The sequence below is a fragment of the Peribacillus sp. TH27 genome (genome assembly GCF_016650915.1).
Lineage (GTDB): Bacteria > Bacillota > Bacilli > Bacillales > DSM-1321 > Peribacillus > Peribacillus butanolivorans.
This window is the reverse complement of record NZ_JAEKEV010000002.1, coordinates 3,014,234-3,034,893: the sequence shown is the minus strand read 5'-3', so window position 1 is coordinate 3,034,893 and position 20,660 is coordinate 3,014,234. Positions and strand designations below refer to the sequence as shown.

Annotated in this window: 23 protein-coding genes and 2 other annotated features; all 23 genes read left to right on the top strand. The window is 39.9% G+C overall.

What is annotated here, in order from left to right:
• Positions 1-16: 16 nt before the first annotated feature.
• The 23 genes from JFU24_RS15925 to JFU24_RS15815 all read left to right on the top strand — a co-directional run bounded on the left by JFU24_RS15925 (position 17) and on the right by JFU24_RS15815 (position 20,535).
• Positions 17-568 (top strand): UvrB/UvrC motif-containing protein, encoded by a 552-nt coding sequence (locus tag JFU24_RS15925; RefSeq protein ID WP_098175000.1) that lies wholly within the window; start codon positions 17-19, stop codon positions 566-568.
• Positions 565-1,641: a protein arginine kinase gene (locus tag JFU24_RS15920; protein WP_053349090.1), complete on the top strand. Its 1,077-nt coding sequence runs from the start codon at positions 565-567 to the stop codon at positions 1,639-1,641. The genes JFU24_RS15925 and JFU24_RS15920 overlap by 4 nt, the downstream gene beginning before the upstream one ends.
• Before the next feature lie 118 nt (positions 1,642-1,759).
• A complete protein-coding gene (gene clpC / locus JFU24_RS15915) occupies positions 1,760-4,201 on the top strand; it encodes an ATP-dependent protease ATP-binding subunit ClpC (RefSeq protein ID WP_056521792.1) in 2,442 nt (813 codons plus the stop codon).
• Between the two features lie 233 nt (positions 4,202-4,434).
• Complete coding sequence (radA, locus tag JFU24_RS15910) at positions 4,435-5,823, top strand: DNA repair protein RadA (RefSeq protein WP_201188189.1); 1,389 nt, start codon at positions 4,435-4,437, stop codon at positions 5,821-5,823.
• A 2-nt stretch (positions 5,824-5,825) separates the two neighbouring features.
• A complete protein-coding gene (gene disA / locus JFU24_RS15905) occupies positions 5,826-6,899 on the top strand; it encodes a DNA integrity scanning diadenylate cyclase DisA (RefSeq protein WP_201188190.1) in 1,074 nt (357 codons plus the stop codon).
• Positions 6,900-7,125: 226 nt separating this feature from the next.
• The gene (locus JFU24_RS15900; RefSeq protein WP_056521799.1) at positions 7,126-8,223 is read left to right on the top strand and encodes a PIN/TRAM domain-containing protein; all 1,098 of its coding nucleotides are present in this window, start codon (positions 7,126-7,128) and stop codon (positions 8,221-8,223) included.
• 21 nt (positions 8,224-8,244) lie between these two features.
• The gene (gene ispD / locus JFU24_RS15895) at positions 8,245-8,925 is read left to right on the top strand and encodes a 2-C-methyl-D-erythritol 4-phosphate cytidylyltransferase (protein WP_201188191.1); all 681 of its coding nucleotides are present in this window, start codon (positions 8,245-8,247) and stop codon (positions 8,923-8,925) included.
• 17 nt (positions 8,926-8,942) lie between these two features.
• The gene (gene ispF, locus JFU24_RS15890) at positions 8,943-9,422 is read left to right on the top strand and encodes a 2-C-methyl-D-erythritol 2,4-cyclodiphosphate synthase (RefSeq protein WP_056521805.1); all 480 of its coding nucleotides are present in this window, start codon (positions 8,943-8,945) and stop codon (positions 9,420-9,422) included.
• A gap of 90 nt (positions 9,423-9,512) precedes the next feature.
• Positions 9,513-10,970, top strand: a complete 1,458-nt coding sequence (gene gltX, locus JFU24_RS15885; protein WP_201188192.1) for a glutamate--tRNA ligase — start codon at positions 9,513-9,515, stop codon at positions 10,968-10,970.
• A gap of 42 nt (positions 10,971-11,012) precedes the next feature.
• Positions 11,013-11,262: a binding site (T-box leader), on the top strand.
• An 85-nt stretch (positions 11,263-11,347) separates the two neighbouring features.
• A complete protein-coding gene (gene cysE, locus JFU24_RS15880; protein WP_201188193.1) occupies positions 11,348-11,998 on the top strand; it encodes a serine O-acetyltransferase in 651 nt (216 codons plus the stop codon).
• Position 11,999: 1 nt separating this feature from the next.
• Entirely contained in the window at positions 12,000-13,397 is a 1,398-nt protein-coding gene (cysS, locus tag JFU24_RS15875; RefSeq protein WP_201188194.1) for a cysteine--tRNA ligase, read from the top strand.
• 3 nt (positions 13,398-13,400) lie between these two features.
• Positions 13,401-13,823, top strand: coding sequence for a Mini-ribonuclease 3 (locus tag JFU24_RS15870; protein ID WP_201188195.1), 423 nt, complete (start codon positions 13,401-13,403; stop codon positions 13,821-13,823).
• On the top strand, positions 13,820-14,563 hold the full coding sequence (rlmB, locus tag JFU24_RS15865) for a 23S rRNA (guanosine(2251)-2'-O)-methyltransferase RlmB (RefSeq protein WP_056521815.1): 744 nt from the start codon (positions 13,820-13,822) through the stop codon (positions 14,561-14,563). The genes JFU24_RS15870 and rlmB overlap by 4 nt, the downstream gene beginning before the upstream one ends.
• 4 nt (positions 14,564-14,567) lie before the next feature.
• The gene (locus JFU24_RS15860) at positions 14,568-15,077 is read left to right on the top strand and encodes an NYN domain-containing protein (protein ID WP_053349078.1); all 510 of its coding nucleotides are present in this window, start codon (positions 14,568-14,570) and stop codon (positions 15,075-15,077) included.
• 85 nt (positions 15,078-15,162) lie between these two features.
• Positions 15,163-15,795 (top strand): RNA polymerase sporulation sigma factor SigH, encoded by a 633-nt coding sequence (gene sigH / locus JFU24_RS15855; protein WP_098175004.1) that lies wholly within the window; start codon positions 15,163-15,165, stop codon positions 15,793-15,795.
• Positions 15,796-16,001: 206 nt separating this feature from the next.
• Positions 16,002-16,151: a 50S ribosomal protein L33 gene (rpmG, locus tag JFU24_RS15850; RefSeq protein ID WP_082527447.1), complete on the top strand. Its 150-nt coding sequence runs from the start codon at positions 16,002-16,004 to the stop codon at positions 16,149-16,151.
• 54 nt (positions 16,152-16,205) lie between these two features.
• Positions 16,206-16,388: a preprotein translocase subunit SecE gene (secE, locus tag JFU24_RS15845; RefSeq protein ID WP_053349076.1), complete on the top strand. Its 183-nt coding sequence runs from the start codon at positions 16,206-16,208 to the stop codon at positions 16,386-16,388.
• Between the two features lie 257 nt (positions 16,389-16,645).
• Entirely contained in the window at positions 16,646-17,179 is a 534-nt protein-coding gene (gene nusG, locus JFU24_RS15840; protein WP_053349075.1) for a transcription termination/antitermination protein NusG, read from the top strand.
• A 174-nt stretch (positions 17,180-17,353) separates the two neighbouring features.
• The gene (rplK, locus tag JFU24_RS15835; protein WP_053349074.1) at positions 17,354-17,779 is read left to right on the top strand and encodes a 50S ribosomal protein L11; all 426 of its coding nucleotides are present in this window, start codon (positions 17,354-17,356) and stop codon (positions 17,777-17,779) included.
• 104 nt (positions 17,780-17,883) lie between these two features.
• Positions 17,884-18,579: a 50S ribosomal protein L1 gene (gene rplA, locus JFU24_RS15830; protein WP_056521819.1), complete on the top strand. Its 696-nt coding sequence runs from the start codon at positions 17,884-17,886 to the stop codon at positions 18,577-18,579.
• Positions 18,580-18,625: 46 nt separating this feature from the next.
• Positions 18,626-18,776 (top strand) — a sequence feature (ribosomal protein L10 leader region).
• Positions 18,777-18,815: 39 nt separating this feature from the next.
• Positions 18,816-19,316, top strand: a complete 501-nt coding sequence (gene rplJ / locus JFU24_RS15825; protein ID WP_201188196.1) for a 50S ribosomal protein L10 — start codon at positions 18,816-18,818, stop codon at positions 19,314-19,316.
• 63 nt (positions 19,317-19,379) lie between these two features.
• Entirely contained in the window at positions 19,380-19,739 is a 360-nt protein-coding gene (gene rplL / locus JFU24_RS15820; RefSeq protein ID WP_053349071.1) for a 50S ribosomal protein L7/L12, read from the top strand.
• Between the two features lie 190 nt (positions 19,740-19,929).
• The gene (locus tag JFU24_RS15815) at positions 19,930-20,535 is read left to right on the top strand and encodes a class I SAM-dependent methyltransferase (protein ID WP_201188413.1); all 606 of its coding nucleotides are present in this window, start codon (positions 19,930-19,932) and stop codon (positions 20,533-20,535) included.
• Positions 20,536-20,660: the final 125 nt, after the last annotated feature.

The following is a 20,660-nucleotide window of genomic DNA, read 5'->3' as shown; positions in this document are numbered from 1 at the left end:
GGCAGAGGTGATGAACATGATTTGCCAAGAATGTCATCAAAGACCTGCTACCCTGCACTTCACCAAGATCATTAATGGAAAAAAAACCGAGGTTATGATTTGTGAGAAATGTGCTCAGGAAAAAGGTGAAATGGCTATGGTTGCAGGAGGACATGGTTTTTCAATAAATAATTTATTAGCAGGATTGTTGAATATGGAGTCGAATATTCAACAGACGAAGGCAAATGCATTTCCTAAGACAGAAGAGAAGCGCTGCCCTCATTGTCACCGATCCTATAAAGAGTTTGTCCACCTTGGTAAATTTGGATGTGCTGAATGTTATAAAACTTTCAATGATCAATTAAATCCGATTTTAAAGAGGGTTCATAGCGGCAACATTGCACATATAGGTAAAATTCCAAAAAGGATTGGTGGCACCATTTATCTTCGAAAACAAATTTCAGATTTGAAAGAGGTTTTAAAGGTTCACATCAATCAAGAGGAATTTGAGAAAGCAGCAGAAGTAAGAGATAAGGTTCGTTCCCTTGAAAAAAGGTATGAAGCACAAGAGGGAGGCGACGAATTATGAGTTTAGAAAAGTTTGTAGAAAACGCCTTGAGTTCCTGGATGAGTGCCGAAGGGCCTGAAATTGATATTGTATTAAGTTCTAGAATTCGGTTGGCCAGGAATTTCAAAGATTTCACCTTTCCTACCTCCTTTTCTAACGAAGAAGCTAAAGAAATCATTGAATTAGTAAAAAAAAGAATTGAAGAGGAAGTTACCCCGGAGATTGGCAAACTTGAACTTCTAGAGATTGACCAAATCCAACCACTAGAAAAGCGTGTTCTCGTTGAAAAGCATTTAATCAGTCCTCATTTAGTTGATGAATCAGCAAAAGGTGCTTGTCTTCTCTCAGAAAATGAAGAAATAAGTATCATGATCAATGAAGAGGATCATCTCCGTATTCAGTGTTTAATGTCTGGGCTGCAGCTAAAAGAAACGTTAAAGCTCGCAAATGTTCTTGACGATTGGATTGAAGAATCCATAGACTATGCATATGATGAAGAAAGAGGATACTTAACTAGTTGTCCAACTAATGTGGGAACAGGATTAAGGGCTTCGGTCATGATGCATCTGCCGGGCCTAGTCCTTACACAGCAGATGAATCAAATTATACCGGCTATCAATCAATTAGGGTTGGTAGTTCGAGGGATTTATGGAGAGGGCAGTCAAGCGTTAGGGAATATCTTTCAAATCTCTAATCAAATTACTCTCGGAAAGTCTGAAAGAGACATCGTTGAAGATCTAACGAGTGTAGTTCAACAAATCATTGCCCAGGAAAGGTCAGCAAGGGATGCATTAGTGAAGACCTCTCACATACAATTAGAAGATAGAGTTTACCGTTCTTATGGGATTTTGTCTAATGCTCGAGTCATTGAGACTAAGGAAGCAACTACCTGTATCTCCGATGTTAGGTTAGGTATAGATCTTGGGTATATAAAAAATATTTCTAAAAGCATCTTAAATGAGTTGATGATATTAACTCAGTCAGGATTTTTACAAAAATACGCAGGTGGCCCATTAAGATCCCATGAAAGGGATATCCGTAGAGCAGCACTCATTCGAGAACGCTTAAACTTCACGGAAACTTCCTCCTCATAGAGGTTAATTACCTCTGAGTGAGTACCTATATTCATGTAATAAATGTAGTGCAATGAAGCCTCTGCCGTTACTTAGAGTAGCTTTACTCAAAACGAAAATTCTTAAGGAGGAATTCCCTATGATGTTTGGTCGTTTTACTGAAAGAGCCCAGAAAGTATTAGCATTAGCCCAAGAAGAAGCAATCCGCTTAGGACATAATAATATTGGTACAGAACATATTTTGTTAGGCCTGGTTCGAGAAGGCGATGGTATTGCAGCTAAAGCGTTATATGCTCTTGGTTTAGGAGCGGAAAAAATCCAGAAAGAAGTAGAAAACCTGATTGGCCGTGGACAGGATACTGCCCAAACAATACACTATACCCCAAGAGCTAAAAAAGTCATTGAACTTTCAATGGATGAAGCAAGAAAATTAGGCCATTCATATGTTGGGACAGAGCATGTACTTCTTGGTCTAATCCGAGAAGGTGAAGGTGTTGCAGCCCGAGTACTGAACAACCTTGGAGTAAGCTTAAATAAAGCACGCCAACAGGTATTACAACTGTTAGGCAGTAATGAATCAGGTGGACATCAGGGGTCAGCAGCGTCAAATGCAAGCACACCAACCCTGGATAGTCTTGCCCGAGATTTAACGGCGATTGCTCGTGAAGGCAGCCTGGATCCTGTTATCGGAAGAAGCAAGGAAATACAGAGAGTCATTGAGGTATTAAGTCGTCGTACAAAAAATAACCCAGTATTAATCGGTGAACCTGGGGTTGGTAAAACAGCCATCGCTGAAGGTCTTGCCCAACAGATCATTAATAATGAGGTACCTGAAATCCTGCGCGATAAACGCGTTATGACACTTGATATGGGTACTGTTGTAGCTGGTACGAAATATCGTGGTGAGTTTGAGGACCGTTTAAAGAAAGTAATGGACGAAATTCGTCAGGCAGGCAATATAATCTTATTCATCGATGAGTTGCACACATTGATTGGTGCTGGCGGGGCTGAAGGTGCCATTGATGCTTCTAATATCCTTAAACCTTCATTGGCCCGTGGTGAATTACAATGTATCGGTGCAACGACTTTGGATGAGTACCGTAAATATATCGAAAAAGACGCTGCGCTAGAACGACGCTTTCAACCAATTCAAGTCGACGAGCCAACGATGGAAGAGTCCATTCAAATATTGAAGGGTTTACGTGACCGGTATGAAGCCCATCACCGCGTTTCAATTACGGATGAAGCGATTGACGCTGCAGTTAAATTATCTGATCGTTATATTTCCGATCGCTTCTTACCGGATAAAGCGATTGACTTGATTGATGAAGCAGGTTCAAAAGTACGGTTACGCTCATATACAACACCACCAAACTTAAAAGAACTTGAAGTGAAACTAGATGATGTTCGTAAGGAAAAGGACGCTTCCGTTCAAAGTCAAGAGTTTGAAAAAGCTGCTTCACTTCGCGATACAGAACAACGTTTAAGAGAACAATTGGAAGAAACGAAGAAAACATGGAAAGAAAAACAAGGGCAAGAGAACAGTGAAGTGACAGTGGACGATATTGCCCATGTCGTTTCCAGCTGGACGGGAGTTCCGGTTACTAAACTGGCGCAAACTGAGTCTGATAAACTGCTTAATATGGAATCAATCCTCCATGATCGTGTAATTGGGCAGGAAGAAGCCGTCATAGCGGTCTCTAAAGCGGTACGACGTGCAAGAGCAGGATTGAAAGATCCTAAGCGTCCAATCGGTTCATTCATCTTCTTGGGGCCTACAGGAGTTGGTAAAACCGAGCTTGCCCGTGCTCTAGCTGAATCCATCTTTGGTGATGAAGATGCCATGATAAGGATCGACATGTCTGAATATATGGAGAAACATTCAACTTCACGTCTTGTTGGATCCCCTCCAGGATATGTAGGATACGAAGAAGGCGGACAGTTAACAGAAAAAGTGCGGAGAAAACCATATTCCGTCGTTCTGCTTGATGAAATTGAAAAGGCACATCCAGATGTTTTTAATATTCTTCTTCAAGTACTAGAAGACGGAAGGCTGACAGACTCTAAAGGCCGTACTGTCGATTTTAGGAATACGATTCTGATTATGACTTCAAATGTTGGGGCTTCTGCATTAAAAATTGATAAGTATGTCGGCTTTAACATCCAGGACACTGGCCAGGACTACAAAAATATGAAAGGGAAAGTGATGGAAGAACTTAAACGTGCCTTCCGTCCAGAATTCCTGAATCGTATTGATGAAACCATCGTGTTCCACTCGTTAGAGAAAGATCACTTGAAACAAATTGTTACATTAATGTCTAATCAGCTGACTACTCGTTTGAAAGAACAGGAAATATACTTGGAGCTGACAGATGCGGCTAGAGAAAAAATTGCTACGGAAGGCTTTGATCCTGAATACGGGGCACGTCCAATCCGAAGAGCGCTTCAGAAACATGTAGAAGATTATTTGTCCGAAGAGTTGCTGAAAGGTAATGTGAAAAAAGGGCAAACGGTCGTGATGGACGTTGTGAATAATGAGTTTGCAATCCGACAAGGCGAGCCTGTTAACGTAAGTGAATAATCTGATTCTAAACTTCGAGGTACACGCAGATTTTTTGCAGTGTACCTCTGTTTTTTATTCATAGGTAGAAATGTTCATATTTAAAATTTTTAAGCAATCAATATCTGGCGAAAAAAGGGAAATATGGGTGCAGAAGTTATTTTTTAAAAAACTTATCATTAAGAAGGTTTAAATAAAACCGAGATATAATATCCTTTATATAGGTATTTTTTCAAATAGGAAGAGGAGTAATTATGGCTGCAAAAAAGAAAACGAAGTTTATGTGTCAGTCTTGTGGGTATGAATCAGCGAAGTGGATGGGAAAGTGCCCGGGCTGTGGAGAATGGAATAAGATGGTCGAGGAAACCGAAATTGTTAAACCGGCTAGAAAAGGAGCTTTTACTCATTCAGAGGTTAGAGGTTCCGGGGAACGTGAGAAGGCGGCACCTATAACTACTATTCAGTCAGACAAGGAACCTCGAATTAAGACAGATTTAATGGAATTGAATCGTGCGCTTGGTGGCGGGATTGTGCAGGGGTCACTTGTGTTAATTGGAGGAGATCCGGGTATTGGTAAATCCACCCTACTTTTGCAAGTATCTTCACAGTTGGCGCATAAACAGAAAAAAGTGCTATATATTTCAGGTGAAGAATCAGTTAAACAGACCAAACTGAGAGCGGACCGGCTTGGGGTTATGTCAGAAAATCTATTCGTTTATGCGGAAACTGATATGGATTATATCCAACAGGCAATTCAAGAGGTAAATCCGGATTTAGTTATTATTGATTCAATTCAAACAGTGTATCATTCTGAAGTGACTTCCGCGCCGGGAAGTGTTTCACAAGTAAGGGAATGTACGGCATCGCTCATGCGTATTGCGAAGACGAATGGAATTGCGATCTTTATCGTCGGGCATGTTACGAAAGAAGGGGCGATTGCAGGGCCAAGGTTGCTTGAGCATATGGTAGACACTGTTTTATATTTCGAAGGAGAAAGACACCATACATATCGAATTATACGCGCGGTCAAAAACCGCTTTGGTTCGACAAATGAGATGGGTATTTTTGAAATGAAGGAACATGGTCTAGAAGAAGTCGCGAATCCCTCGGAAATTTTCCTTGAGGAACGGTCACAAGGAGCTTCGGGATCTACCGTTGTTGCGTCAATGGAAGGAACAAGACCGGTGCTTGTCGAAATTCAGGCATTAATTTCACCGACGAGTTTTGGGAATCCAAGGCGAATGGCTACTGGGATTGATCACAATAGGGTCTCGCTTTTAATGGCAGTCTTGGAAAAGAGAGTGGGTTTGTTATTACAAAACCAAGATGCGTACCTAAAGGTTGCTGGAGGTGTCAAGCTGGATGAACCGGCAATTGATCTGGCTGTGGCAATTAGCATTGCCTCAAGCTTCCGTGATAAACCAACAAATCCTGCCGATTGCATCATTGGAGAAGTTGGGTTAACGGGGGAAGTAAGAAGGGTGTCCCGGATTGAACAACGAGTACAGGAAGCAGCAAAACTAGGGTTTGAACGGGTCATTATACCAGCTAATAATATAGGTGGATGGACAGCTCCAAAGGGTATTAAGATTGTTGGGGTTTCATCGGTTTCGGAGGCTCTTCATCATTCGTTAGGGGGGTAAAGATGACAGATAAAAAAGGGTATGAGAAAACCAAATTGGAGATTTTGCAAATTGTAGCCCCGGGTACCCCGCTTCGGGAAGGCATTGAAAATGTCCTGAGGGCAAATACGGGTGGATTGATTGTAGTTGGATATAACGAAAAGGTACGCACAATTGTAGATGGTGGCTTCCAAATTAACTGTAACTGTACCCCAAGTACATTATATGAGCTGGCGAAGATGGACGGAGCCATCATTTTAAATGAAAAGGCCGATACTATCATTTTCGCCAATGCTCAATTAGTACCTGATAATAGTACACCCTCCACTGAAACAGGTATGCGGCACCGGACAGCGGAGCGTGTAGCTAGAGAGACCAAGTCTTTAGTAATTGCAATCTCACAACGTCGAAATGTAATTACTTTATATCAAGGTAATTTTCGATATGCCCTTAAAGATATTGGTGTCATACTCGCTAAGGCTAATCTAGCCATTCAAACCTTGGAAAAATATAAGGTGGTACTGCAGCAGAGCATATCTGTGTTAGGAGCTCTGGAATTTGAAGAACTTGTGACTTATGCTGACCTTTTACAAGTATTTCATCGTTATGTTATGGTTCTTCGAATCAAAGCTGAGTTACTTACCTACCTAAATGAACTCGGTACAGAAGGACGGCTGATCCGTCTGCAAATGAACGAAATTCTGGCGGATATTGAAACGGAAGGAAAATGGCTTATCAAGGATTATACCTCTAGTAATGATGAAAAACCTGAAGAAATTATCTTCCGGCTTCAAGAGTTGGCCATGCAGGAACAATTGGACGAAAGCATACTTTTAAAAATACTGGGCTATCATGGTTACATTCATCTTGATGAGGCTATACATGCCCGTGGATACCGGATTCTTCATAAAATCCCACGCTTGCCGGGTTTGATCATTGAAAATTTAGTGAAACAGTTCGAAAGCTTTAAGGAGGTCAATAAAGCGACGGTTGAAGATCTTGACGATGTAGAAGGTATTGGGGAAGTCCGTGCCAATAAAATTAGAGAAGGACTTCGTATTTTGAAAAATCAGCTTGTCACAAATCGAAGGATGTAAGGTGCAAACTTACATCTAAATTTTCCTATATTAGCTTGAAATTGATTGGTGTTTATTTTTGACACTCAAAACTTAGGGTGCTAGGCTAATAATACGAAAAAGAGAAGGAATCATATTTGTAAATCCACTAATTCCTTAGGTGAATTTCACGTATATAATGAAAACGAATTTTCGAAGGTTTCATTTTTTTTTATTGGTCAATAATGAGTAGAGGGAGGTGAAAGGGATGTTAAAACGCATTATACAAGCATGCTTCTTAATAGTCGGTGGGACACTTGGTATGTTACTTATTCCGGAATTATTAATTGTTTTACATGCAGATGATATTGCTTTAATAAACAATCCTTATGTAAGTGTACTGTTGGGTGCCATTATCTTTTATCTTATTACTTTTTGGGCAGTAGATCATGTGATCTATTTTATGAAGTGGCTGGAGGAACAGCTTGTTAAGATACCAAGTACGGACATAATCTTTGGCAGCGTCGGTCTTTTAGTGGGACTACTTGCGGCATTTTTAGTTGGATCCGCTTTTAGTGCAATTAGGGTGCCTATTTTAAATACTGTAGTTCCTATCATCCTTACGCTTTTGTTTGGTTATCTTGGGTTTCAGGTTGGCTTTAAAAAACGTGATGAACTATTGAATTTATTTACGAAAAATAATAAGAAAAAAACTTCAGACGGTGAAGAGAGTGAAGAGGACGAAGAAGGTTACAGCAAGCGATTGAAGATCCTCGATACAAGCGTTATTATTGACGGTAGAATTGCAGATATCTGTCAGACAGGCTTCCTAGAAGGTACCATAGTAATACCACAATTCGTATTAAACGAGCTTCAGCACATTGCTGATTCCTCAGATGCTTTGAAAAGGAACCGCGGTAGACGTGGATTGGATATCCTTAACCGGATTCAAAAAGAACTACCGATTAAAGTAGAGATGTACGAAGGGGATTTTGAAGACATCCAAGAAGTGGACAGTAAATTAGTGAAGCTTGCCAAAATATCAGGTGGGATGGTTGTTACAAATGACTTTAATTTAAATAAAGTATGCGAGTTTCAAAATGTAGCAGTCCTTAATATTAATGACCTGGCGAATGCTGTTAAACCTGTTGTACTTCCTGGAGAAGAAATGAATGTGCAAGTCATTAAGGATGGGAAAGAGCAGAATCAAGGCATTGCTTATTTAGACGACGGTACGATGATTGTTGTCGAAGGTGGTCGTGATCATATTGGAAAACGCATTGATGTACTTGTGACAAGTGTACTGCAAACCTCAGCAGGTCGGATGATTTTTGCTAAACCGAAACTATTAGAAAAAGCATTATAAAGAAGAGTAGGAGAAACCGTTATGTTTTATGAAGTAGTGATACCTGCAGCTGGACAAGGAAAACGAATGAAAGCGGGCAAGAATAAACTTTTTATTGAACTATCAGGTACCCCGATTATTGTTTATACACTTCGTGTTTTTGAAGAAGATCCTAACTGTCGGGGGATTATCCTTTCGATAAATCCGACAGAAGAGGATTATTTCATACAAATGATAGCGACTTATGACCTTAAGAAGGTCAAGAAACTCGTGACAGGTGGCAAGGAACGTCAACAGAGTGTTTATAATGGGCTAAAACATGCAGGAGAAGAAATTATCCTGGTCCACGACGGCGCTCGCCCTTTTATCGACCAGGTGCAAATCAGTGAATTAACGTCTTCTGCTTCCCTTCATGGAGGGGCGGTCATTGCGGTTCCAGTAAAGGATACCATAAAAAAAGCCGCCGATAAAAAGGTTCTAGAAACGGTGGAACGATCAAGCTTGTGGGCGGTACAAACTCCACAAGCTTTTCGTGTATCTATATTAAAAAGGGCGCATGAACAGGCGGAGTTGGAGTCATTTTTAGGTACGGACGATGCAAGTTTGCTAGAACGGATCAACGAACAGGTAGTTATTATTGAAGGCACTTATGATAATATTAAAATTACGACACAGGAAGACCTTTATTTTGCAGAAGCGATTTTACATAAACAACAACTTTGATGATAGGGGAGAATAAGATGTTTCGAATTGGACAAGGATATGACGTTCATCAGCTTGTAGAGGGAAGACCTTTAATTATTGGTGGGATTACAATTCCTTATGAGAAAGGGTTACTTGGCCATTCGGATGCGGATGTGCTTCTACATACTGTTGCCGATGCTTGCTTAGGAGCAATTGGTGCAGGAGATATTGGTAAGCATTTTCCGGATACTGACCCGGAATTTAAAGACGCTGATTCGGCAAAACTGCTGCAGTATATTTGGGCGATTGTAAAAAAAGAAGGCTATGTACTAGGGAATGCTGATTGTACAATCATTGCACAAAGTCCGAAGATGGCTCCATATATTGAAGAAATGCGAGTCAGGATTGCAGAACTTTTAGATGCTTCAGTTGATCAAATCAATGTAAAAGCAACCACAACCGAGAAGCTTGGATTTACTGGCAGAAGTGAAGGAATTGCGGCACAGGCTGTTGTCTTATTGGTTAAATCAAACTAAATTCGTTTTTAGAGTGGATACCTTTATCCCAATGAATTTAAATGATAAAATAAACGATAGAAAAGAAAGACTGGGAGGTCTAGATATATCATGAGCAGCGATATTCGAGTTCGCTATGCACCGAGTCCGACTGGACATTTACATATAGGAAATGCACGGACGGCTTTATTTAATTATTTATACGCACGAAATAAAGGCGGGAAATTCATCATCCGGATTGAAGATACCGACAAAAAGAGAAATATTGAAGGCGGCGAAGAAAGTCAGCTGAAATATTTAAAATGGCTTGGTATGGACTGGGACGAAGGTGTTGATATTGGCGGGGAATATGGCCCGTATCGTCAATCAGAGAGAAACGACCTGTACCAAGAATTGTATCAAGAGCTTCTGAACAAAGGCTTGGCTTATAAATGCTATTGTACGGAAGAGGAACTTGAAGCAGAGCGGGAAGGACAGGTTGAACGTAATGAAACACCAAAGTATTCAGGGAAGTGCAGGCATTTAACTGATGAAGAGCAAGTGAAACTAGAGGCAGAAGGCAGAAAGCCTAGCGTTCGTTTTGCCGTTCCTTCAGGTAAGGTCCTTACGTTCAAAGATATGGTTAAGGATGACGTATCGTTTGAGACAGATGGCTTTGGAGACTTTGTTATCGTTAAAAAAGATGGTATTCCAACTTATAACTTTGCGGTAGCGGTTGATGATCACTTGATGAAGATTTCCCATGTTCTTCGCGGTGATGATCATATCTCCAATACTCCAAAGCAATTAATGATTTATGAAGCATTCGGTTGGGAACCGCCTGTGTTCGGTCATATGACTCTAATTGTAAATGAAAGCCGAAAAAAACTAAGTAAACGTGATGAATCGATTATTCAATTCATTGAGCAATATGAAGAGTTGGGTTATTTGCCTGAAGCGTTATTCAACTTCATTACTTTACTAGGATGGTCACCGGGCGGCGAGGAAGAGATCTTCTCAAAAGAAGAGTTTATTAATCTTTTTGAGCCTGATCGATTGTCTAAATCGCCTGCACTTTTCGATAAGCAAAAGCTTACTTGGATGAATAACCAATATGTGAAGCAATTGGATGAGGATCGTGCAGTGGAATTGTCTATGCCACATTTAATCAAGGCTGGGAAGGTTTCTGCGTCCCTAACTGCTGAAGAAGAAGAGTGGGTACACGGGCTTGTTTCTCTTTATCAAGAGCAGATGAGCTATGGAGCGGAAATTGTTGAGCTGTCTGAACTATTTTTCAAGGATGAGGTCGAGTTTGAGACTGAAGCGAAAGAAGTCCTAGCAGAAGAGCAAGTACCAGAAGTCATGAATGCTTTCCTTCAAGAAATCGAAGGGCTGGAGGAATTTAAGGCCGACGAAATTAAGAAGTCAATTAAAGCTGTACAAAAAAGCACAGGGCATAAAGGGAAAAAATTATTCATGCCAATTCGTGCAGCTGTGACTGGTCAAACACATGGACCTGACTTGCCTAAAGCTATTTCATTACTTGGCAAAGAAAAAATTAAACAACGTATTCAAAGTATTTTATATTAACAATTTGTCAAAAATGTAATATAGTATTTAATAATCTTACAAAAGAACGCGTAGATGGGGAGAAGTAAGTAAACGAAGCTTATTAGAGAGAACCATAACCTGCTGAAAGTGGTTCAAGCCTCTCGTTTTCTGAAATGCACCCTTGAGTCCTTTGCTGAACTAACCTCTAGTAGGCACAGGCGGAATATCCTCCGTTATAGGGATAAAAGTTGGGAATGGAAAAACAGGGGTGCTTTTTACCTGCTGGAAACCATTCCAAACAGAGTGGAACCGCGCTTAGAGCGTCTCTGTCTATTAGGACAGAGACGCTTTTTTATATGCTTTAAAAGGTTTATGAGGGGATGTTGGAAAAGGAAGGAACATAGGGGGGAATCATTTTGTTAAAGATGTTTAAAGAGGATATCGAAGTGGTTTTTGATCAAGATCCTGCTGCGCGTAGTTATTTGGAAGTTATTTTAACGTATGCTGGTTTACATGCAATTTGGAGTCATAGAATGGCTCACGTACTTTTCAAGAAGAAGTTTTTTTTCCTAGCGAGAAGTATTTCTCAAATCAGTCGGTTTTTTACTGGGATTGAAATTCACCCAGGGGCTACTATAGGCCGTCGATTTTTCATTGACCATGGAATGGGGATCGTCATTGGTGAAACATGTGAAATTGGCGACAATGTGTCTGTCTTTCAAGGGGTCACGCTTGGAGGAACAGGTAAGGAAAAGGGAAAACGCCATCCTACGATAAAAGATAATGTATTGATTGCAACAGGAGCAAAAGTACTGGGTTCCATCACAGTTGGTGAAAACTCAAAAATCGGTGCAGGTTCTGTCGTTTTAAAGGAAGTACCTCCTAATTCAACGGTGGTAGGCATTCCAGGTAAAGTAGTCATTCGAGATGGTATCAAAATCAATAAAGACTTAAATCATTCAGATCTTCCTGATCCGATTGCTGACCGTTTCAAGGAAATGGATAAAGAAATCTTTGCCTTAAAAGCGAAGTTGGCTGAGCAGAGGCAGGAAGAAAGGAGTTTATAATATGGCAATTAAAATATATAACACAGTTACAAGACAGAAAGAAGCCTTCGTTCCGATTGAAGAAGGAAAGGTGAAAATGTATGTGTGCGGACCTACTGTCTACAATTACATTCATATTGGAAATGCTAGACCCGCAATAGTATTTGATACCGTTCGAAGATATTTAGATTATCGTGGGTATGAAGTTCAATTTGTTTCGAATTTCACAGATGTTGATGATAAACTCATTCGCGCAGCAAAAGAATTGGGGGAAGATGTCCCGGCCATTTCAGAACGTTTTATTAAGGCGTATTTTGAAGACGTTTCTGCGCTTGGTTGCAAAAAGGCGGATGCACATCCGACCGTGATGGAGAACATGGATACAATTATTGAATTTATTTCGGCATTGATTGAAAAAGGATTCGCTTATGAATCTGAAGGTGATGTGTACTACCGAACTCGTAAATTTGAAGGGTATGGAAAGTTGTCCCACCAATCCATCGATGAGCTGCGAGTTGGGGCACGCATTGAAATTGGTGAGAAAAAACAAGATGCCCTTGATTTTGCCCTTTGGAAAGCGGCTAAGGAAGGTGAAATATCTTGGGAGAGTCCATGGGGTAAGGGGCGTCCTGGTTGGCATATCGAATGCTCTGCCATGGTCAGAAAGTATTTGGGCGATACAATTGATATACACGCAGGCGGCCAAGATCTAGCTTTTCCCCATCATGAAAATGAAATTGCACAATCTGAGGCATTAACGGGCAAGACCTTTGCGAATTATTGGATGCATAACGGATATATCAATATTGATAATGAAAAAATGTCTAAGTCCTTAGGCAATTTTGTTCTTGTGCATGACATCATTCAGAAGCATGATCCACAAGTGTTACGCTTCTTCATGTTATCCGTACATTACCGCCATCCTATCAATTACAGCGAAGAAGTACTAGAGAATGTAAAGGCGGCACTTGATCGTTTAAGAACATCATACCAAAACTTAAAGCATCGTCTCCAAGTAAGTGATGGGTTGACTGAGAATAATGATGTTTGGCTGGAGAAAGTAAATGCGTTACATGAACAGTTCATTCAAGAAATGGACGATGATTTTAACACAGCTAACGCGATATCCATTCTCTTTGAACTGTCCAAGCAAGCAAATTATTACTTGATGGAGAAAAATACCGACAAGGAAGTCATTGAGGCTTTCCTTGAAGAATTCCAAACACTGTTTTCAGTTCTAGGTTTGTCTCTAGAAGAAGAAGGGTTGTTGGATGAAGAAATTGAAGGCTTGATTCAGCAGAGAATTCAAGCGCGGAAAGATCGCAACTTTGGGTTATCTGATGAAATTCGTGACCGCTTGAAAAACATGAATATTATATTAGAGGATACCCCTCAAGGTACAAGATGGAAAAGAGGGTAATTGATGCTTCATTACGATAATAAAGTAGATGAAAAAATGTTAAACAGTCTTGCTCTAGCCTATATAGGTGATGCCGTATATGAAACGTATATCCGGCATCATCTCATTCAAAAAGGAGCGGTCAAGCCTAATCTTCTTCACAAAAAAGCAACATCTTTTGTATCAGCTAAAGCTCAAAATAAGATTATTCATTTTTTCTTGGAGTCAGGTTGGTTATCAGAAGAAGAATCCGCTGTCGTCCGTCGCGGCCGTAATGCGAAATCCGGTTCGGTTCCGAAGAATACAGATGTGCAAACGTATCGTTACAGTACGGCCTTTGAGGCTCTTATGGGCTTTCTGTATTTATCCGGTCGAATAGAAAGAATGGAAGAGCTTATTAGAAAGTCTATTGAATTCATTGAAGAAGAAAAGGGGAGTAACCCATGAGTGAAGAATACATCATTGGAAGAAACCCCGTATTGGAAGCACTTCGCTCCGAACGGGATATAAATAAAATTTGGATAGCAGAAGGCTCACAAAAAGGGTCAATGCAACCACTTATTGGTCTTGCTAAAGAAAAGAAGGTATTTGTGCAAATTGTTCCAAAGAAAAAAATTGATCAAATGGCAGATGGTATTCATCAAGGTGTTGTCGCACAAGTGGCGGCTTATGAATATGTAGAATTGGATGACTTATTCGCCAAAGCGGCAGAACGGGATGAAGCGCCATTTTTCATGATTCTTGATGAAGTTGAAGATCCACATAATTTAGGATCAATTATGAGAACAGCAGATGCTGTCGGAGCCCATGGAATTATTATTCCAAAACGGAGAGCAGTGGGATTAACGGCAACAGTAGCGAAAGCATCGACCGGTGCAATTGAGTATATTCCAGTTGCTCGTGTTACGAATTTGGCACGAGCAGTTGAAGAGTTAAAAGAGCGTGGTGTCTGGATTGTCGGTACAGATGCGAAAGGTAGCGATGATTACCGTAACATGGACGGCAAGATGCCCATTGGACTTGTAATTGGTAGCGAAGGTAAAGGAATGGCCCGTTTAATGAAGGAAAAATGCGATTTCCTCATCCGTCTCCCTATGGCAGGACAAGTAACGTCGTTAAATGCATCGGTAGCAGCTGGTTTATTGATGTATGAGGTCTATAGAAAAAGAAATCCTTTAGGCCAATAATGGGATGAATATTCTGTTAGTGGACGGTTACAACATTATTGGGGCCTGGCCGGAACTGAGAGAATTGAAAGAACGGGATCTTGCTGCTGCAAGGGACCGGTTAATTGAAATGATGGCGGAATATCAAGCCTTTACCGGGTATCGCGTAATTGTCGTATTTGACGCCCAATATGTTCAAGGAATTGCCCGGATATTCAAAAATCATAAGGTAGATGTAATTTTTACAAAAGAAAATGAAACTGCTGATGAGAGAATAGAAAAGATGGCAATTGAACTGAATAATATCAAAACGCAGATTCAAGTGGCGACTTCTGACTTCACGGAGCAGTGGGTGATATTTGGCCAAGGGGCTCTAAGGAAATCTGCCCGCGAACTGCTTATTGAGATGGAAGAAATTCAAGGGGAAATTGAGAAGGATGTAAAAAAAACAACCATAATAAAACCCGCTGCTAAAATCCCTTTAAGTGAAGAAGTTGCAGAAATTTTCGAAAAATGGCGTCGAGGGAAGATTTGAACCATTGACGGGTAATTTTTACCTGCTGTATAATATTTCTATCTGAGTCAGGTCAGGGGGATATAATGTGGGTCTCAAATTCGGAATGAAACTGAACGAAAAGTATCTGCAGTTTGATGATGATGAATTGATAGAGTTGGTACACACTGGAGACAGTGAAGCGCTGGATTACTTGATCCAAAAGTATCGTAATTTTGTTAGAGCAAAGGCAAGGACTTATTTCTTAATTGGTGCAGATAAGGAAGACATCGTTCAAGAAGGTATGATTGGTTTATATAAAGCCGTCCGTGATTTTAAAGGTGATAAGTTATCCTCCTTTAAAGCGTTTGCCGAACTATGTATTACGAGGCAGATCATTACAGCTATTAAAACAGCAACGCGTCAAAAGCATATTCCGCTCAATTCCTATGTTTCCCTGGACAAGCCTATTTATGATGAGGAATCCGATCGAACTCTTATGGATATAATATCGGGTACAAAAGTTTTAGACCCGGAAGAGCTGATTATCAATCAAGAAGAGTTTGACGATATCGAATTAAAGATGGCCGAGCTTCTGAGTGATCTGGAGAGAAAAGTGTTAGCTCTTTACCTAGATGGACAAACCTACCAAGAGATTTCGGAAGAGTTGAACCGACATGTGAAGTCAATCGACAACGCCCTTCAGCGGGTGAAAAGAAAGCTCGAGCGCTATTTGGAAGTAAGGGAAATCAGTTTATAATCCCTCCGCTTTTTCCGCTTAATCTCATCTGTCCCATCTCCACTTGGAAGTTTTATTCACTAAGATTTGAAATTGGATGTAAAGAAAAAAAGGTTTTCGATACACGATTATCCATACTGGGATGGGCTCAGCCCGCTTTGTTATTGACAATAAAAGACAGTCGTGATAAGGTTTTATGGATATAGTAGATAGGATAGGTGTATCAAATGAGAAAAAAAATTGTTCTAGCTTGTACTGAATGTGGTTCAAGAAATTATAGTTATGAAAGTAATCAATCAACAAGCAGCGAACGCCTTGAAATAAAGAAATTTTGTAGTACATGCAATTCACACGCGATTCATAAAGAAACGAAATAACCGTTTTATTAATAGATTAACAAAGAAGCTTTCTAATGCTTGGAGGATACATTCATGAAACGCTTGACCGAATTTTTCAGCGGAGTGGCTCGCGAAATGCAAAAAGTAAGCTGGCCGAAACGCAAAGAGCTTACCAAATATACAATCGTGGTAGTAACAACTGTATTGTTTATGGCTTTATTCTTTACGGTGGTAGATTTGGGCATTTCCGAATTAATTCGCTTAGTTATTGAATAAGAGATTCGAAAATAAGGTATAATAGTGATAGAATAATATGTGTCAGCAGAAAAGCCCGGAAACGGGTTTTTTAATTTGTCTTTTTTAAGAAGTGAAGAAGTTCAAAATTCAGCACTGCTGTAAAATGAATTATCACAATATATTCTAGTTAAGTCGGGATAACGCCGGGGATTGATTTTTGGCTAAAACGTTCAAAGATAAAGTTTAATAAAGAAAATGATTGTTGCAGGGAGGGAAGGACGTTAAAGTCCTAACACATGGAAAAGAATTGGTATGTAGTTCACACCTATTCAGGTTATGAGAACAAGGTTAAGGCTAACTTGGAAAAACGTGTTGAAACAATGGGGATGGAAGACAAAATCTTTCGAGTTGTAGTTCCTGAAGAAGAAGAAACAGAAATTAAAGATGGCAAAAAGAAAGTAACGAAAAAGAAAGTATTCCCAGGGTATGTACTAGTGGAAATCATTATGACGGACGATTCCTGGTATGTAGTTCGGAATACACCTGGCGTAACAGGTTTTGTGGGTTCGTCAGGAGCTGGATCTAAACCGACAGCGCTTCTTCCTGAAGAAATTGAAGTCGTTCTTAAGCGGATGGGCGTTGATGAAAGCAAAATCGAAGTTGATTTTGAAATCGGTGATACCGTTCAGGTTAAAGAAGGACCATTTGCAACCTTTGCAGGTCCTATTGAAGAACTTGATAAAGATAAAGGTAAAGTAAGAGTTCTGGTTAATATGTTTGGCCGTGATACGCCAGTTGAACTTGACTTTAATCAAGTGGAAAAATTATAAACGGAAAAAAACTTGAAATTGCCATTTGAAAGTGGTAAAATTTCAAAGGTCAGTATGTTTCAATTTTTAGGCCTCAACGATACAAGCATTCTTTATTAATATATAAAGAATTCAAGATGAGTGGGAGGGTATATCCCTATTACCACATCACGGACTTATAAGGAGGTGTGTCTCGTGGCTAAAAAAGTAATTAAAATGGTTAAATTGCAAATTCCTGCTGGTAAAGCGAATCCGGCTCCCCCAGTTGGTCCTGCATTAGGTCAAGCTGGTGTAAACATCATGGGATTCTGTAAGGAGTTCAACGCTCGTACAGCAGATCAAGCTGGTCTAATTATTCCTGTTGAAATCACGGTATTTGAAGACCGTTCATTTACATTCATTACAAAAACTCCACCCGCTGCTGTATTGCTTAAGAAAGTAGCAGGTATTGAGTCTGGTTCTGGTGAACCTAACCGTAAAAAAGTTGCTACAGTCAAGCGTGATCAAGTGCGCGAGATTGCTGAAACTAAAATGCCTGACCTAAACGCTGCAAACGTTGAAGCTGCAATGCGTATGGTTGAAGGTACTGCTCGCAGCATGGGTATTGTCATCGAAGACTAATCCATGTAATTGCTATTTGTTTCTACGGGGTTGCGATTGATACTCGCAACCTTTATTCGTGGGAGGTTATACCGTTAAAACCACAATTTAGGAGGATTTATATCATGGCGAAAAAAGGTAAAAAGTATCTTGAAGCAGCTAAGCTTGTAGAAGTTTCTAAGGCTTATGCTGTAACTGAAGCAATCGAAGTTGCTAAAAAAGCTAACTTCGCAAAATTCGATGCAACTGTTGAAGTGGCTTTCCGTTTAGGTGTAGACCCTAAGAAAGCAGACCAACAAATTCGTGGAGCAGTTGTTCTACCGAATGGTACTGGTAAAACTCAACGCGTATTAGTATTCGCTAAAGGCGAAAAAGCAAAAGAAGCTGAAGCTGCTGGTGCTGACTATGTTGGCGAATCTGACTACATCAACAAAATCCAACAAGGTTGGTTCGAATTCGATGTAATCGTTGCGACTCCAGACATGATGGGTGAAGTTGGTAAACTTGGTCGCGTATTAGGACCTAAAGGTTTAATGCCTAACCCTAAAACAGGCACAGTTACATTTGATGTAACAAAAGCAGTTAACGAAATCAAAGCTGGTAAAGTTGAATACCGCGTAGATAAAGCTGGTAACATCCATGCTCCAATCGGTAAAGTATCTTTCGAAGATGCTAAACTAGTGGAAAACTTCACTACTATCTATGATACGTTAATGAAAGTGAAACCTGCGGCTGCTAAAGGAACTTACATGAAAAACGTTTCTGTAACAACTACAATGGGCCCTGGTGTGAAAGTTGATTCTTCTTCTTTCAATAAATAATTGACATTCCAAAACTATTATTGTTATAATATGTTTTGTTGTGAATAAATGAATATCATTTGTACCGTAGACAGTAGGTGCTCAACTAGAGCTTAATTCCCTGCCGAGGTAATTCGATAATAATAGTCGTTGACTATGACCTTTGAAATTACTGCCTTCATGTCTGCAATAGAGATGAAGGCTTTTTCTTTGAAACGGTATAAATGTTTTCAAGCAAATCTACAGGAGGTGTAAGGATGAACGCAATTATTGAACAAAAGCAAAAAATCGTTGCTGAGATTTCTGAAAAATTAACTGCAAGCCAATCAACAGTAGTTGTTGACTACCGTGGATTGACTGTTGCTGAATTAACAGAACTTCGTAAGCAACTTCGTGATGCTGGCGTTGAGTTTAAAGTTTACAAAAACTCTTTAACTCGTCGTGCTGCTGAAAGTGCTGAACTTAGCGCTTTGAACGAATCATTAACAGGACCAAACGCAATTGCATTCTCAACTGAAGATGTTATTGCGCCAGCAAAAATCCTTAACGATTTTGCGAAAAAACATGAAGCGTTAGAAATCAAAGCTGGAGTTATCGAAGGAAATGTTGCAACTGCAGAAGAAATTAAAGCTCTTGCAGAACTACCTTCACGCGAAGGCCTACTTTCAATGCTACTCAGCGTGCTACAAGCACCTATGCGCGGACTTGCTATTGCTACAAAAGCAGTTGCAGATCAAAAAGAAGAACAAGGCGCGTAAGCTAACCGCTTATCTAGCCTATTGATTCAAAAAAAAACCAACCATTTCGAGGAGGAAATAACAATGACTAAAGATCAAATCTTAGAAGCAGTTAAAAACATGACTGTTTTAGAATTAAACGACCTTGTAAAAGCAATCGAAGAAGAATTTGGCGTAACTGCTGCTGCACCTGTAGCTGTAGCTGCTGCTGGTGGCGCTGCTGCTGAAGAGCAAACTGAGTTTGATGTAATCCTTACATCTGCTGGAGATCAAAAAATCAAAGTTATCAAAGCTGTACGTGAAGTTACAGGTCTTGGACTTAAAGAAGCAAAAGAACTTGTTGACAACACTCCAAAAGCAATCAAAGAAGGCGCTTCTAAAGAAGAAGCTGAAGAAGTTAAAGCTAAACTTGAAGAAGTTGGAGCTGGCGTTGAAGTTAAGTAATCTTGCATAAACAAAAAGCTCGCTATCACTGGCGGGCTTTTTTCTCTTCATTTTAAAGAAAATGACGGAAAATTGTTGTTAATAGTTTGGTTAAGAGATTCTACAAACTTAACGGCATGCAAGTATCCATTCTTCAAATCTCTTCTCTCATTAAATCTTCAATATTCCTTTCTGATAGGGGGAGATGACTCTGACAGAGCATTACTACTCACATAAACCGGATGTCGTAAGCAATCCGAAATTTTGGGATTTTACATTAAAGGGACGTACTTTCCGCTTCAAAAGCGATAATGGCGTTTTTTCAAAAAAAGAAGTTGATTTTGGTTCTCGTCTTTTGGTTGAAACCTTTAACCTTAATGAAGCTGTGGAAGGAGATATTCTTGATGTAGGTTGCGGTTATGGACCAATTGGAATATCAATTGCAGCAGCTTATCCCGATAGAGCGATAGAAATGATTGATATAAATAGCCGGGCAGTTGAATTGTCAAAAGAGAATGCCGCTTCTAACGGGATCGCCAATGTAAAAATATTCGAAAGTGATCGTTTTGACAAAGTTGGCTCCAGTCAATTCGCTGCAATTCTTACGAACCCTCCCATTCGCGCAGGTAAAAGTGTTGTCCACGAAATTTTAGAAGAAAGCTATCAAAGTTTGGTAGCTGGTGGAGAATTATGGGTTGTCATTCAAAAAAAACAAGGTGCACCATCCGCCATGGATAAAATGGAGCAGTTATTTGGAAATATTGAGGTGCCAGTTAAGAAAAAGGGTTACTATATACTATTATCCAAAAAGGTTTGACTCTAAATTTTCGCTATGTTAGTATTATAAAATGCATATATATAATTCCGTAACTATGCAATTTTTATACCATTGGTGTATAACCAATGGATAATATGGGAAAAATATATAAATAATAGTTCGTT